The following is a 13,191-nucleotide window of genomic DNA, read 5'->3' on the forward strand; positions in this document are numbered from 1 at the left end:
ACCATGGGAGAGATCGGGCGAGACGCATACGCAATCCGCCTCGCCCGCTCTGCTGACCTGGAGTGTATGGCGGAAATCGAGATCGATGCCTTCGCAACCCTCGGGCGTGCGCTCGGCAGGGAGGATGATGGCAGGACCGTGCCGCGCCAGAAGCTGGAGACGTCGCTCGATGCGAAGCTGCTGTTCGTGGCGGTGGACCATCTGGACCAACCCTTCGCCTTCGCCGCCGGGGCCGAGCTTGATGACACAGTCTATGTCATGGAGATCGACGTCATGCAGCGTTGGCAGCGAAAGGGCGTCGGGCGGCGCCTGATGCTGGGCATGATCGAGGCGGCGCGGATGCGGGGCGCATCAGGTGTCACACTGACGACAGATCGTTATGTGCCGTTCAACGCGCCGTTTTACACCTCGCTTGGATTTCGAGTGCTGGATGAGCCTGAGATGCCAGCGGGGCTTTTTGAGATTCTAAAATTCGAGATCGACCATGGCGGCGATCCCGAAAGGCGGGTCGCCATGGCGCTGTGGTTCTGAGCAGGGCTTTTCCGGCTACAACAACGCGGCAATCCTGAGATTTTCGGCAACGCGCTGTAGCCGCTTGTCGCGCGTCCAGAGATAGGTGCCAGGTGTCAATATTGCCGCCGCCGCCAGGTGAGCATCGACATAGCCAATGCCCATACCTTGTAATCTATTGCTCCGGATAAAATAAAGAACGTCATCATCTGGCGCCTTTGAAATCTGATACAACCGGCTCAGACTTCTCATAACAAGATCATATTGCCTCAGGTTTCCGAGGCTGATCTCACCGATCACGAAGGGATGGATGAGAACCTGTTTCTGCTCCAATAAAGACTGAAGTTTAGCGTCCAGCGAATGAAAATGATCGATCCAAATCGACGTATCGACCAAGATCATTCGACACCAAACCGACGACGAGGAGGGGCCGCAATATCTGGTTCCGTGCCGCCAAGGCGTATAAGCGTTCTGGCAGCTTCTCGCTCGATAAGCGCTTTCAACGCCTCGCGCACGATCGCTGAGGTCTCAGCCAATTCCGTGACTTCGCGCGCATCCGCGAGCAATTTGTCATCAATGGTTACTGTGGTCCGCATTAACATGCTCCTTTGTCATCAAAATTAGCATCAGATGATGCCGCTATCAACGCGGAAGGCTGCCCGAGGGCAGCCTTCAATTCATCGTCCTGATCGCCGTATTCACTTCCTCGACAAAACTCCCGTCGAAAGCGCGACGCCCATACCCGTGACAACCGCCGCTGCAATTTCAGCAGCACCGATCGGTTCGCCAAGCAGCAGCCCGCCGCCGAAGGTGGCGAGAACCGGGGTGATGGCGGTGAAGGCTGCAGCTTGTGTGCCGCCAAGAGCCTGGACGGCGAGACCGTAGGCGAGCGTGGCGGCGAGGCCGGAAAGCAGGCCTTGGCTGACGACCTGCAGGCCGATTTCCGGCAGCGGGATAGAGGCGAGCGAGCTGCCGAAGATCAGAGCCAGGCCGACATGAATAAGGAACGACCAGATGGCGATGATGGCGCTTGCCTGGATGGCGTTCAGGCCGGAGCGGCGGAACGCGTGGGTGTAGCCGGCCCAGAGCAAAGCGCCGAGCGGCAGAAGTGTGAAGCTGATCCAGGACATCTCCACGCCGGAAAGACTGCGCGCCAGGAGGATGACGACGCCGGCGACAATACCGCCGAGGCCGAGCCAGCGGGTGATGTCGGGCCGCTCGCGAAACAGCAACACGCCAATAAGCGCAGCCGCCAGCGGCATGGAGCCGCCAAGCAGAATACCGGCCGAAGCGGCGGGCGTGGAGTGGATTGCGAAGGTCGTCAACTGGAAGAAGAGCGCGCCGGCGCCGCAGACCATCAGTGCCAATAGCTTCAGCGACACGCCCTTGGGCAGCAGCCCGGTCCGCAGCCAGACGGGAGAAAGCACCAATGCCGGAATACCATAGCGGATCAGGCCGAGGTCGATCGTGCCCATCTGCGTTTCCGCGGTGTGGCGGGTGGCAAGAATCCAGTTGGCCCAGATCAAGACCGTAACGATGGCGCCTGCATAACCGATTGTGGCAGGCATCGTTTTGCGGGAGGAGAGTGTCAAAGCAGTCATCGACGTATCCTTTCGAACCGTCCGGATCATCATCCGGTTGAAGAAAAGATAGCGCCGAAAGCCGAGGCACGTCCTTGCTAGTTATGGCTCGTAGAACATGCTATGAGCAATAATCTGCCAATCTGGAATATAAAGCTTCGCAAAAATGCCAAAACTGGATAAATTTGATATTGCCATCCTCAACTGCCTGCAGGAGGATGCGCGCGCCACCAATGTCGAGATTGCCGAGCGCGTGAATCTCTCGCCATCACCCTGTTTGAGGCGCATTCGCAATCTGGAAAAATCGGGGCTGCTGCGCGGCTATCGCGCCGATATCGACCGCAAGGAGGCTGGCCTCGGGCTGACGGTTTTCGTCGAGCTCAAGGTTGGGCATCACTCCAAGGAAAATTCGGAGGCGCAGCAGGCAGCGCTGCTCGCTATTCCCGAAATCGTCTCCTGCCACTTGATTTCGGGAGCAGCGGATTTTCTGGCGGAAGTTGTCGTCGCGGATCTGGCCGCCTATGAGAAGGTGATGTCGGAAAAGCTTCTGACGCTCCCCGGCGTCTCCGACCTGCGCTCGAATTTCGCGATCCGCAGCATCAAGACCAACGGCGCCCTCAAGCTGCCGCAGCCGGATTGAAAATGAAAAGGGCCGTCGCCGGCCCTTTCGTAGTCAAGATTTTATTGTCCTCAAAGCATCGTGCCACTGAGGATCAGCAGTGCGACCGAGAAATAGATCACCAGCCCGGTGACGTCGACCAGCGTTGCGACGAATGGCGCCGATGCACTGGCCGGGTCGAGGCGCAGCTTCTGTAGCGCGAAGGGCAACATGGAGCCGGCCAGCGAACCGAACATGACGATGCCGATCAAGGCGGCGAACACGGTAACGCCGACCAACTGCCAGTGCGGGCCATAGTCGAAAAGACCGATGGTCTGCCAAAGCACGATGCGGGCGAAGCCGACGAGGCCCAGAATGGAGCCAAGCACGATGCCGGTCGGCAGTTCGCGTAAGGCGACACGCCACCAATCGGACAGCTTGAGTTCGCCGAGCGCCAATGCCCGGATGATCAGCGAGGTCGCCTGCGAGCCGGAATTGCCGCCCGAGCTCATGATCAGCGGGATGAACAGCGTCAGCACGACAGCCTTCTCCAACTCGCCTTCGAAATGCTGCATGGCGCTGGCCGTCAGCATTTCGCCGAGGAAGAGGGCGGCCAGCCAGCCGGCACGCTTGCGGATCATGCCCGCGAAGCTGATCTTCATATAGGGCTGACCGAGGGCTTCCATACCGCCGAATTTCTGTGCGGCTTCGGTCGTATCGGCGATCATCGTATCGATGACATCGTCGACCGTCACAATGCCGAGCATCAGGCCGTTTTCGTCGACGACCGGCAGAGCGAGCAGGTCGTGTCGGCGGATCAGCCGGGCGACATCCTCCTGCTTCATCAGCGCAGGCGCGGTGACCGGCGTACCCTTCTGTGCCACGGTCAGAATGCAGGCATCGGGCTGGCCGGTGATGAGACGGCGCAGCGTCACGACATGCAGCAGCACGTGGGTGTCGTCGTCGAGCACATAGATCGCATAGACCGTTTCGCGGGAGCGCTCGACCTGGCGCACGTGGTCGAGCGTCTGCGCAACCGTCCAGGTGGCGAACACGCTAACGAATTCCGTCGTCATGATGCCGCCGGCTGTGCGCGGCGGATAACCCATCAAGCCCTGGATTGCGACACGAACCGGCTCGTCAAGAGTGGCAAACAGCCGGGCGCGCGCGTCGCCGTCCAGTTCGAGAAGAATGTCGGCCACGCGGTCATTGGACATGCCGTGCAGCAGCCGTGCGGCATCCGCATTGGTCATGACCTCGAGAATGGCAGCGGCGTTGCGCAGTTCCGGCCGATCGAGAATGCGAACGGCCCGCTCCTCCGGCATCTTGACCAGAATGCGTGCGGCTTCGCTGGCCTCGAGCGCGTTCAGCGACTCAACGCGTTCTGCAATGGTAAGGGCGCGATTATTATTAATAAATGCACGAGCGGCATTGCCAGCCCGCATGGGGAAGCTGTTGATATTCATTATAGCTCGCCTTTCCGGTCGATCCGCCGTCGTGGCAGATCGTGGCGAGCCGACAGGAGTCGGTTACAGCACGAATGCCACTGACGGCAAAGGCAATCGACTACTACTGTCGCTAGGCATCGTAAGATGGCTCCGGTTAATCGGTATGGAAAACACGGGTTCCCCACACGGGAGAAGTCGCTCCGAAGAGCCGAAAAGTCAAGGGGCGCCGACGGCTAATGCCATAATGTCGCATGCAATTTTTCGTTTGGCGGCTAAAGGCTTGTGCGTTGCAGCAATCGCTATTGCAAAAATGTCAAAAAAGTAGACGGCCGGGTGGTGTGCACCCGGCCGATCGATGGGAATGAGTGGGTTCAGAAGCCGGTCAGAACGACCCTTGCTTTCCATGTCGCCTGTCGTAGGCGTTACGGCCGTTGCGCTCCAAAGCGACTGATATTCCGAAAACGATCAGACCGAAGACAGAAAGCACCGCGCCGACATAGCCTGTCGACGCTGCGGTGAAGCCCCAGGAGATCACCAGGCCGCCAAGCCAGGCGCCGAGCGCATTGGCGATGTTGAAGGCCGAATGGTTGGAGGCGGCGGCCAGCGTCTGCGCATCGGCCGCGACATCCATAAGACGTGTCTGCACCGCTGGGCAGGCGGCAAAACCGCAGCCGATTAGGAAGACGCAGAGGCAGAGCATCACCGGATTTGCAGCCGTCAGCGAAAACAGTGTCATGATGACGACGTTGAAGACCATCATGCCGCCGATCGTGCCCTTGAGCGACAGGTCGCCCAAGCGCGAGCCGACGACATTGCCGACATTCATGCCGATGCCGAAGAGCGCCAGCACGACCGGCACCATGCCCGTTCCCAAGCCGGCAACCTGCGTCGTCGTCGTCGCGACATAGCTGAAGATCGAGAACATGCCGCCAAAACCGACTGCGGCGATACCGAGCGTCAGCCACACCTGGATGCGGCGAAGAGCACCCAGCTCGCGGGCGATGCTCGCGCCCTCCTCGACCTTGTCCTTGGGCAGGAACAGGGCAATGAGCAGCATGGTCACGAGGCCGACGCCGCCGACCATCATGAAGGCTGCCCGCCAGTTCAGAAGCTGGCCGAGGAAGGTGGCGATCGGCGTGCCGATCAGGGTGGCGATGGTGAGCCCGAGCATGACCTGACCGACGGCACGTACGCGGCGATGAACCGGTACCATCGAGGCGGCCACAAGCGCCGCAACGCCGAAATAGGCGCCATGCGGCAGGCCGGTGATGAAACGCAGAGCCGCGAAGCTTGCGAAGGTCGGCGCCAGGGCGCTGGAAATGTTGCCGGCCGCGAAGATCGCCATCATCAGCAGAAGCAGCGTGCGCCGCGCCATCTTGGCGGCAAGGACGGCGATGATCGGCGCGCCGACAACGACGCCGAGCGCATAGGCGCTGATGACGTGGCCTGCTTCCGGAGTCGTGACGCCAAAGGTATCGGCGACCTCGGGCAGCAGGCCCATGATGACGAATTCGCCCGTGCCGATGCCGAAGCTTCCGACCGCAAGCGCCAGCGTCACAAGGGCGATCGCCGTGCGCGACGGGGCTTCGAGGCTGGATGGGGAATCGATGAGGTCGACGGCGATATCGCTCACGAAAACTCCTTGGCGGCGATGCAGAAAGTGCCGCGAAGCGGGCAATGGGCAGGGAAAACCGGGGTTCGGCCTCGGACACACGATGCGGAATGAAAAGACGGGAAAGACACGAACATGCCTCAATTAATACTATGAATCAGCGCGATACCGCTGTCGCGTGCATTTTTTGCAGCGCAGCATATCGCCCTGCGCATAAGTTCTGATGCGGTTATCGCGCGATCTGTAATCCGCATTGACTGCGGTAGCCGGCTTCAAAATGCTTGAAATCGCCTTGGCCGAAACCATTTCTGGACTAACAGGTGCAGGGAGCAGATTTTTCTTGAGACAGATTCAACGAGAAAACCGGGAGCCTCGATGAAACTGATCGGCTTTTTCAATCGCGACGGCGGTACGTTCAAGACGACGGACATGGATGCCTACGAAATGAAGGCGGAGCAGGTTTTCCGGGATGCCGGCCACGATTTCGAAGGCCTGGTCGTGTCGGGCAGCGAAGTTGTTGCGGCCATGGAGCGCGCGGCGCGTCGCGACGATATCGACGGCATCGTCGCCGGCGGGGGTGACGGCACGATTTCCGCGGCCGCCGCCGTCGCTTGGAAAAACGGCGTCGCCCTCGGTGTCATTCCCGCCGGCACCATGAACCTCTTTGCGCGCTCGCTCCGACTGCCACTCGATATCTGGCAGGTATTGGACGTGCTGGCGACAGGCGAGGTCGATCAAGTGGATATCGGCAGCGCCAACAGCCGACCCTTCATTCACCAGTTTTCCGCCGGAATGCATGCGCGCATGGTGCGTTATCGCAACGCCTATACCTATCGTTCGCGTTTCGGCAAGATGACGGCCAGCATTCGCGCCGCCTTGGGTGTCGTCTTCAACCCGCCGGAATTCGATGTCGATTTCGAAGCCGAGGGCGTTCGCGAGCGCCGGCACGTGTCGGCGATTTCGGTGTCCAACAACCCTTTTGGCCCAAACACGCTGCTGTATGCCGACGACCTGCGCGGCGGCGAACTGGGCTTTTATACGGCGCGGCCATTGCGGCCGCTCGGCGTTGCACGGCTCGCCATCGATATGCTGCGGGGCAGGTTTCGCGAGAACGCCGACGTCATGGTCATGCATGCGCGCGAAGTGCACCTGCATTTCCCGAAGCTGCGCAACCGGGCGAATTGCGTCTTGGATGGCGAGCTGCGGCCGCTGGAACGCGACATCGCGCTCAAACTTCATGCCGGCGAGCTGAAGGTGATGGTCAAGCAGGGCACGGCCGCGCGGGTTGCCGACGAAGACTCGATCAGCCGTGCGGTCGTCTGAAATCCGTCAAAGGCGCGGCAGATACGTTCGGTAGTCGAAATCGGATACGGTGCGCAGGTAGCGGACCGCTTCCTTGTGCTTTGTATCGCCGTAGAGCTTCTGGTATCGCTCCCCGAAAATATCGGCGATGAAGGGGGATGCGCGAAAGCGCTCGACGGCGGTCAGAAAATCATGCGTCAGGCGCGGGGCATTGGCCGGCACATGGCTTGGCGTTGTCTCTTCGCCGGGGTCGAGTTCGTTCTGCAATCCAAGCAACATGCCCCCGAGGATTGCCGCCAGCATGAGATATGGATTGGCATCGGCGCCGGCGACGCGGTGCTCGACGCGGGCACCCGGCCCGTCCTTTTCGGGGATGCGGACCGCAGTTCCACGATGACCGTAGCCCCAGGTGAGGTCCACGGGCGCGAACGAGCCCGGCTGGAAGCGGCGATAGGAATTGGCATAGGGCGCAAAGACTAGTTGCGCATCCTGCAGGGTCTGCAGCAGACCGGCGCAGATCGATTTTAGCCGCAATGGCTCGCCGCCGGCCGCGTCGAGAATATTGCGGCCGTCTTCGTCGACGATGCTGGCGTGCACATGCAGCCCCGAGCCCGCGTGATCGGTATGGGGTTTCGCCATGCAGGTCGATTTGAGGCCATGTTTGCGCGCCGCCTGCTCAGCCAGTCGTTTCAAGGCGACGCAATCATCGGCGGCGGCGAGTGCGTCGGGGCGATGCAGCAGATTGACCTCGAACTGGCCGGGGCCGAATTCCGCCGTCGTCGCGTCTGCCGGCAGGCCCTGCGCTTTCGCATAGGCGCGCAGAGTTTCGAGATAATCGCCGAGCAGATCGACGGCATCCATATCGTAAAGCTGATAGCCGTTCGGCTCGCCACGATACAACAGTGCCGGCGGCGGCGAGGGGACGCCGCGCTCGCGCCAGTCGCCGGCGAGAAGATAGAATTCCAGTTCGGTCGCAACGACCGGCGTCAGGCCGAGTGCCTTATAGCGGTCGACAACGGCGGTAAGAATGGCGCGCGGGTCCTGAAAGCTCGGGCTGCCGTCGAGTTCATGCATCGTGGCCAGCACCTGCTTCGATCCCGGCGGCGCCCAGGGCATATCTGCAAGAGTGCGCGTATCGGCGACGCAGGTGCCATCGGGATCGCCGATCGTCAGCGACAGCCCGGTGAGGTCGTCATTGTCGTCGCCCCAGATGTCCAGGGATTGTGTCGAGGTTGGCAGGCGTACCGCACCGGACCAGACCTTCTTTTCGGCCGCCATCGGGATCTGCTTGCCGCGCAGCCGGCCGTTCATGTCCGAGATCAGCACCTCGATGCGCGCGTTACCTTCGGTTGCGTTGTCGGCCGCCATGCTCTTGTAAATCCCCAATGCTCACGGCATGGTCGTAAACGATCGAGGTCAGCCTTTCAATCCGACAGGGATTCTACAAACCATGTCCGACACTTCCAGCCGTTCCAATCTCGCCGCTGTCGATGCCGCTCATCATCTCCATCCCTTTGCGGACATGAAGAAGTTGAATGCCGACGGTGCCCGGATCATCCAGCGCGGCGAGGGCGTCTACATCTTCGACAGCAACGGCAATAAATATCTCGACGGTTTTGCCGGCCTCTGGTGCGTCAATATCGGCTATGGACGAACGGAAATCGCCGATGCCGCCATCCGCCAGATGAACGAGCTGCCCTATTACAACACCTTCTTCGGCACCACGACCACGCCGGCCACGCTTCTGTCCGAGAAGGTCTGCGCCTATGCCGGGCCGCATTTCAATCATGTCTTCTTCACCAATTCCGGCTCCGAAGCCAATGACACTTGGTTCCGCATGGCGCGTGTCTATTGGAGTGCGGTGGGCAAGCCGACAAAGAAGACCGTTATCGCCCGCCGCAATGGCTATCACGGTTCCACCGTTGCCGGCGCCAGCATGGGTGGCATGAAATACATGCATGAGCAGGGCGACCTGCCGATCCCCGGCGTCGTCCATATCGGCCAGCCCTATTGGTATGTCGAGGGCGGCGACCTCTCTCCAGAGGTGTTCGGCCTCAAGGCCGCTCGCGAGCTGGAAGAAAAGATCGATGAGCTGGGCGAGGACAATGTCGCCGCCTTCATCGCCGAGCCGGTCCAAGGGGCAGGCGGCGTCATCATTCCACCCTCGACCTATTGGCCGGAGATCGCCCGCATCTGCAAGGCGAGGAATATCCTGCTCGTCTGCGACGAGGTGATCTGCGGCTTCGGAAGGCTCGGTTCATGGTTCGGTTATCAGCATTTCGGCGTCGAGCCCGATCTCGCGCCGATCGCCAAGGGCCTGTCTTCCGGCTACCTGCCGATCGGCGGCGTGCTGGTCAGCGATCCCATCGCCGATGTCTTGATCAACCAGGTCGGCGAGTTCAACCACGGCTTCACCTATTCCGGCCATCCAGTCTGCGCCGCCGCTGCGCTGGAAAATCTAAGGATCATCGAGAAGGAGGGGCTGGTCGAGCGCGTTCGCGACGACATCGGGCCCTATTTCGCCAAGGCGTGGGGCAGTCTGGCGGATCACGATATGGTCGGCGAAGCCGTCAGCATCGGGCTGATGGGCGCGCTGCAACTTGCCGCCGACAAATCCACGCGCCGTCGCTTCGAGAAGCCGGATGCGATCGGCTCCGCGGTGCGCAACCATGCTCTGACCAACGGTCTCGTGCTGCGCGCGACAGCCGACCGAATGCTGGCCTCGCCGCCGCTGATCATCAGCCATGAGGAAGTGGATGCAATGGTGCGTATCACGCGGCTGGCGCTCGACGCGGTGTGGTCGGAAATGAAGCCGTAGAGCAATTCCAGGAAAAGTGCGCAGCGGTTTTCCGTCCGGAATGCGTAAAAACAAAGAGATAGAGCGGGAAAGCGATTCCGTGAAATGCTGAACCGCTCTAGTCAGCTCTTATCCGCTAGGGACGGCGGATCCCATTTGCCCGCCTTGTGCAAGGCTAGCGTTAGCCCCGCGACGTGAATGCTCTGGATCATCTTGCCCTCCAGGGCCAGTCCGATGGCTTGCCGGATCGGCATGCGGATAAGCCGCGTGCGTTCCGTCGGATCGTCCGCGGGTTTCGTGGCGATTTCGACATTGCGGGCGAGCACGATATGGGAAAGGTTCGAGTGTGTGGCCGGATTGGGTGCAAGGGCGCCGACATACTCCCATTCGGAAGCAGAGAGGCCGGTTTCTTCCCGCAATTCGCGCGCAGCCGCCTCGATCGGGTTGGCATCGCTGGCATCCATTGCACCTCCCGGCACTTCCAATGAGACGACGCCTAGAGCATGCCGATACTGTTGGAGCAGGTAGATATTATCCTCCGCATCGAGCGCCACCACCTCGACCCAATCGGGATATTCCAACACGTAATAGGGCGCAATCTCCACGCCCTCCGCGGTGACACAGGCGTCGGCTCTGACTTTCAGCCATCGGTCGTGAAGCAGATGGGTGGAGCTTTTGACTTGCCACGGCGGAAGATCATCGGGATCGGGCAAGATGCTCGTGCGCGTATCGGTCTGGTCCATAAGCGGCTCCCGCATTGAAAATCAAAAGATGGGCGGTGATCCCCGCAGATCGGGTGATCGGCCCTTATTTCGGATAGATCCAGGAATAGGCGAAAGACGCCAGGTCGCCGGGTTTGCCGTGGATGTACTGCACGTCCGCGAGCTTGATGTCCGGCGTCGCATATTGGGCGCCAAGCGTATCGTGCAGCCAGTTTGCCAAGGGTGCCGGCACGCCGGCATCGTTCTTTCCCGGTCGCCAGACGACGAGGATTGGTTTGTCGGCATTCCATTGATAGTCCGTCTTCAGATTTCCGAAGAACAGCGACATGGCCGGCACATCGGGCAGTTGCAAATGCAGATTGCCGGCCGGCAGCCAATTGTCTGTCAGTACCAGTCCCGGCTTTTTTCCCTCCGTCGCTACGGCTTGGCTCACGAAGGCGGGGTAGGGCGTGTTGTAGTGATCATAGGAGCCGAAGAGCGTCGGGAAGATCACGCGGATCAGCAACAGCGCCGGGATGATCAGCATCATCGCCAGCGGTATATAGAAGAAGCGCTTGCCGAAATCCGACGCCTTGATGCCAGCCACTTCCATTTTCAGGCACAGATAGATCGGCAGCAGGAACAGGAAGGGCAGCAGCCAGCGGTCCCGCAGCGCCGTCATGCCGATGCCGACGATCAGGATCAGCACCAGCACGGCGATGGCAGCAAACAGAATCTCGAAAAAGCGGGTCCATTCGTTCGACCGCCCCAGATTTTTGAAGAGGCTCTTGCCAAAGACCAATGAATAGATGACGAGCGTCGGCGCGCAGATGACGACGACCAATTTCACGAATTCCAGCGGCCCCTTCACCAGTTTGGCAAAGGCGCTTTCCGGCGCATCCTGCTCCATGATCCCCAGGGTCCGTCCCGAAGCAAGGTCGAGATTGTGGATCAGCCAGAGCCCGTGCGGCAGGAAGATCATTAGGGAGATCAGCAGGGTCAGCAGAAATCGCTTATCGAAGAGGCGCGCGCGCCCCTGCGGATGCATCAGGACGGCAATGACTGCGGCGGCGGCAAGCAGGGCGAAATTATATTTCGACAGCATGCCGAGACCGAGCGCGACGCCGGTGAACACATAGGAGCCCAGGCTCGGCGCCTTCAGCGTGCGGATTGCACCATGGAGGAAGAGATTGATGGTCAGGAGCTGGGCGACCGTATGCGTCAGGTCGCGCTGCGCCTCCCAGAAGAGCTGCGGGATCGTCAGCAACGATAGTGTGGCGATCGCCGCGAAAACCTTATCGGACAACACCAGCTTCGCCAGCTTGTAGTAGCTGAAGAAGACCAGAAACAGCACGATGTTCTTGACGATGGAAATCGCCGCCAGCGACAGTCCGAAGACGGACACCACCAGCGCCTGCACCCAATTATAGAGCGGCGGCTGGGAATCGTAGCCGAGTGTCAGCCATTGTGAGAACAGCGCCTGCTGAGACTCGTCGTAGCGCATGCCATGCGGCATGGCGAGCCGCACCAGAAATTCCAGAGCGAAGTAACCGGCAAGCAGAAGGATGATGGTATCCGGTCGGCGGACCAGAAGCCTATGCATCCTGACTATCCCGATCGAATATCTTGCGAACGATGTAGTTCGGCGACAGGTCGTCGCGATAATAGATGCGCGCGATCATCTCGGCCAGGATGCCCGTGGTGATCATCTGCACCGACGACAGCAGGAGCACGACGCCGACCAGCAACAGCGGCCTGTTGCCGATATCGTCGCCGAAGATGAACTTGGCGATGAAGAGCCACAGCAGGATCAGGCCAGCGAGTGCCCCGAGGCCAAGGCCGAGAGAGCCGAAGAAATGCCCCGGCCGCGCCTTGTAGCGCATGAAGAACATCACGGACAGCAGGTCGAGGATAACGCGGAAGGTGCGCGAAATCCCGTATTTCGATGTGCCGTGCTGGCGGGCATGATGAGTAACGACCATTTCGCCGATACGCGAGCTCGGCACCACACCCGCGACCCAGGCCGGGATGAAGCGGTGCATCTCACCCATCAGCTTCACTTGCTTGATGATCGAGGCGCGGTAGATTTTCAGGCTGCAGCCATAGTCGTGCAATTTGACGCCGGTGATGCGGCCGATGAGGTAGTTGGCGCACCAGGAGGGAATCTTGCGCAGCAAAAGCCCGTCCTGGCGGTTCTTGCGCCAGCCGACGAGCAGGTCGAGCTGCCGCCGCTCCAATTCCTCGACCATCGCGGGGATGTCCTTCGGATCGTTCTGCAGGTCGCCGTCCATGGTGGCGATCAGCCGGCCGGTGGCGGTGTCGATGCCGGCCTGCATTGCGGCAGTCTGGCCGAAATTGCGCTGAAGCTCGACGATGCGCAGCGTCAGTCCCTCGCGTCCGATCGAGCGGCGTGCATTGGCAAGCGTTGCATCGGTGCTGCCGTCGTCGATCAGGATCAGTTCCCAGGGCTTGGTGAAGCCCGCCATGGCGGAACAGATCCGCTCGATCAGCGGTCCGACGCTTTCTTCCTCGTTAAAGACGGGCACGACCAGCGAAAGCTCAATGGCACTTACCGTGTCGGTCAGGGGGCGGATCGACTCTGCCGTTGTCTGCAACTCTTCTTTCTCCTAAAAGACCGGCAGA

The 13,191-nt window shown here is 60.5% G+C and carries 13 protein-coding genes; 4 read left to right on the forward strand and 9 right to left on the reverse strand.

Features of this window, described 5'->3' with window-relative positions:
- Positions 1 to 3 precede the first annotated feature (3 nt).
- The gene (locus tag PH547_RS08955) at positions 4 to 531 is read left to right on the forward strand and encodes a GNAT family N-acetyltransferase (RefSeq protein ID WP_285168105.1); all 528 of its coding nucleotides are present in this window, start codon (positions 4 to 6) and stop codon (positions 529 to 531) included.
- A 15-nt stretch (positions 532 to 546) separates the two neighbouring features.
- On the opposite strand, the gene PH547_RS08960 is transcribed toward PH547_RS08955, so the two are convergent.
- From PH547_RS08960 to PH547_RS08970, 3 genes are all read right to left on the reverse strand, one after another.
- Positions 547 to 912: a type II toxin-antitoxin system VapC family toxin gene (locus tag PH547_RS08960; RefSeq protein ID WP_104822466.1), complete on the reverse strand. Its 366-nt coding sequence runs from the start codon at positions 910 to 912 to the stop codon at positions 547 to 549.
- Entirely contained in the window at positions 909 to 1,106 is a 198-nt protein-coding gene (locus tag PH547_RS08965) for a type II toxin-antitoxin system VapB family antitoxin (RefSeq protein ID WP_104822467.1), read from the reverse strand. The genes PH547_RS08960 and PH547_RS08965 overlap by 4 nt, the downstream gene beginning before the upstream one ends.
- 102 nt (positions 1,107 to 1,208) lie before the next feature.
- On the reverse strand, positions 1,209 to 2,111 hold the full coding sequence (locus PH547_RS08970; protein ID WP_104822468.1) for a DMT family transporter: 903 nt from the start codon (positions 2,109 to 2,111) through the stop codon (positions 1,209 to 1,211).
- A 145-nt stretch (positions 2,112 to 2,256) separates the two neighbouring features.
- Here PH547_RS08970 and PH547_RS08975 point away from each other — a divergent pair, with 145 nt between their 5' ends.
- Positions 2,257 to 2,730 (forward strand): Lrp/AsnC family transcriptional regulator, encoded by a 474-nt coding sequence (locus PH547_RS08975; RefSeq protein ID WP_104822469.1) that lies wholly within the window; start codon positions 2,257 to 2,259, stop codon positions 2,728 to 2,730.
- Between the two features lie 50 nt (positions 2,731 to 2,780).
- On the opposite strand, the gene mgtE is transcribed toward PH547_RS08975, so the two are convergent.
- Together mgtE and PH547_RS08985 are read right to left on the reverse strand one after the other, a co-directional pair.
- On the reverse strand, positions 2,781 to 4,154 hold the full coding sequence (gene mgtE, locus PH547_RS08980; RefSeq protein WP_104822470.1) for a magnesium transporter: 1,374 nt from the start codon (positions 4,152 to 4,154) through the stop codon (positions 2,781 to 2,783).
- Between the two features lie 364 nt (positions 4,155 to 4,518).
- The gene (locus PH547_RS08985; RefSeq protein WP_483315534.1) at positions 4,519 to 5,769 is read right to left on the reverse strand and encodes an MFS transporter; all 1,251 of its coding nucleotides are present in this window, start codon (positions 5,767 to 5,769) and stop codon (positions 4,519 to 4,521) included.
- A 354-nt stretch (positions 5,770 to 6,123) separates the two neighbouring features.
- Between PH547_RS08985 and PH547_RS08990 the strand changes: the two genes are divergently transcribed.
- A complete protein-coding gene (locus PH547_RS08990) occupies positions 6,124 to 7,071 on the forward strand; it encodes a diacylglycerol/lipid kinase family protein (RefSeq protein ID WP_104822472.1) in 948 nt (315 codons plus the stop codon).
- Between the two features lie 6 nt (positions 7,072 to 7,077).
- Here the strand turns inward: PH547_RS08990 and PH547_RS08995 are convergent, their stop codons facing one another.
- The gene (locus PH547_RS08995) at positions 7,078 to 8,418 is read right to left on the reverse strand and encodes a glutamine synthetase family protein (protein WP_285168107.1); all 1,341 of its coding nucleotides are present in this window, start codon (positions 8,416 to 8,418) and stop codon (positions 7,078 to 7,080) included.
- 82 nt (positions 8,419 to 8,500) lie between these two features.
- On the opposite strand from PH547_RS08995, the gene PH547_RS09000 reads away from it, so the two are divergent.
- Positions 8,501 to 9,868 carry an aspartate aminotransferase family protein gene (locus PH547_RS09000; protein ID WP_285168109.1) on the forward strand — a complete coding sequence of 456 codons (1,368 nt, stop codon included), beginning with the start codon at positions 8,501 to 8,503 and terminating at the stop codon, positions 9,866 to 9,868.
- A 101-nt stretch (positions 9,869 to 9,969) separates the two neighbouring features.
- On the opposite strand, the gene PH547_RS09005 is transcribed toward PH547_RS09000, so the two are convergent.
- The 3 genes from PH547_RS09005 to PH547_RS09015 form a co-directional block, all read right to left on the reverse strand.
- Positions 9,970 to 10,590 carry an NUDIX hydrolase gene (locus PH547_RS09005; RefSeq protein ID WP_285168110.1) on the reverse strand — a complete coding sequence of 207 codons (621 nt, stop codon included), beginning with the start codon at positions 10,588 to 10,590 and terminating at the stop codon, positions 9,970 to 9,972.
- 64 nt (positions 10,591 to 10,654) lie between these two features.
- On the reverse strand, positions 10,655 to 12,151 hold the full coding sequence (locus PH547_RS09010; protein ID WP_285168111.1) for a glycosyltransferase family 39 protein: 1,497 nt from the start codon (positions 12,149 to 12,151) through the stop codon (positions 10,655 to 10,657).
- Positions 12,144 to 13,163: a glycosyltransferase family 2 protein gene (locus PH547_RS09015; protein WP_285168112.1), complete on the reverse strand. Its 1,020-nt coding sequence runs from the start codon at positions 13,161 to 13,163 to the stop codon at positions 12,144 to 12,146. Before PH547_RS09015 ends, PH547_RS09010 begins: the two co-directional genes overlap by 8 nt.
- Between the last annotated feature and the right edge of the window lie 28 nt (positions 13,164 to 13,191).

Origin of the sequence: Rhizobium cerradonense (assembly GCF_030182455.1) — a bacterium.
Classification (GTDB): Bacteria; Pseudomonadota; Alphaproteobacteria; order Rhizobiales; family Rhizobiaceae; genus Rhizobium.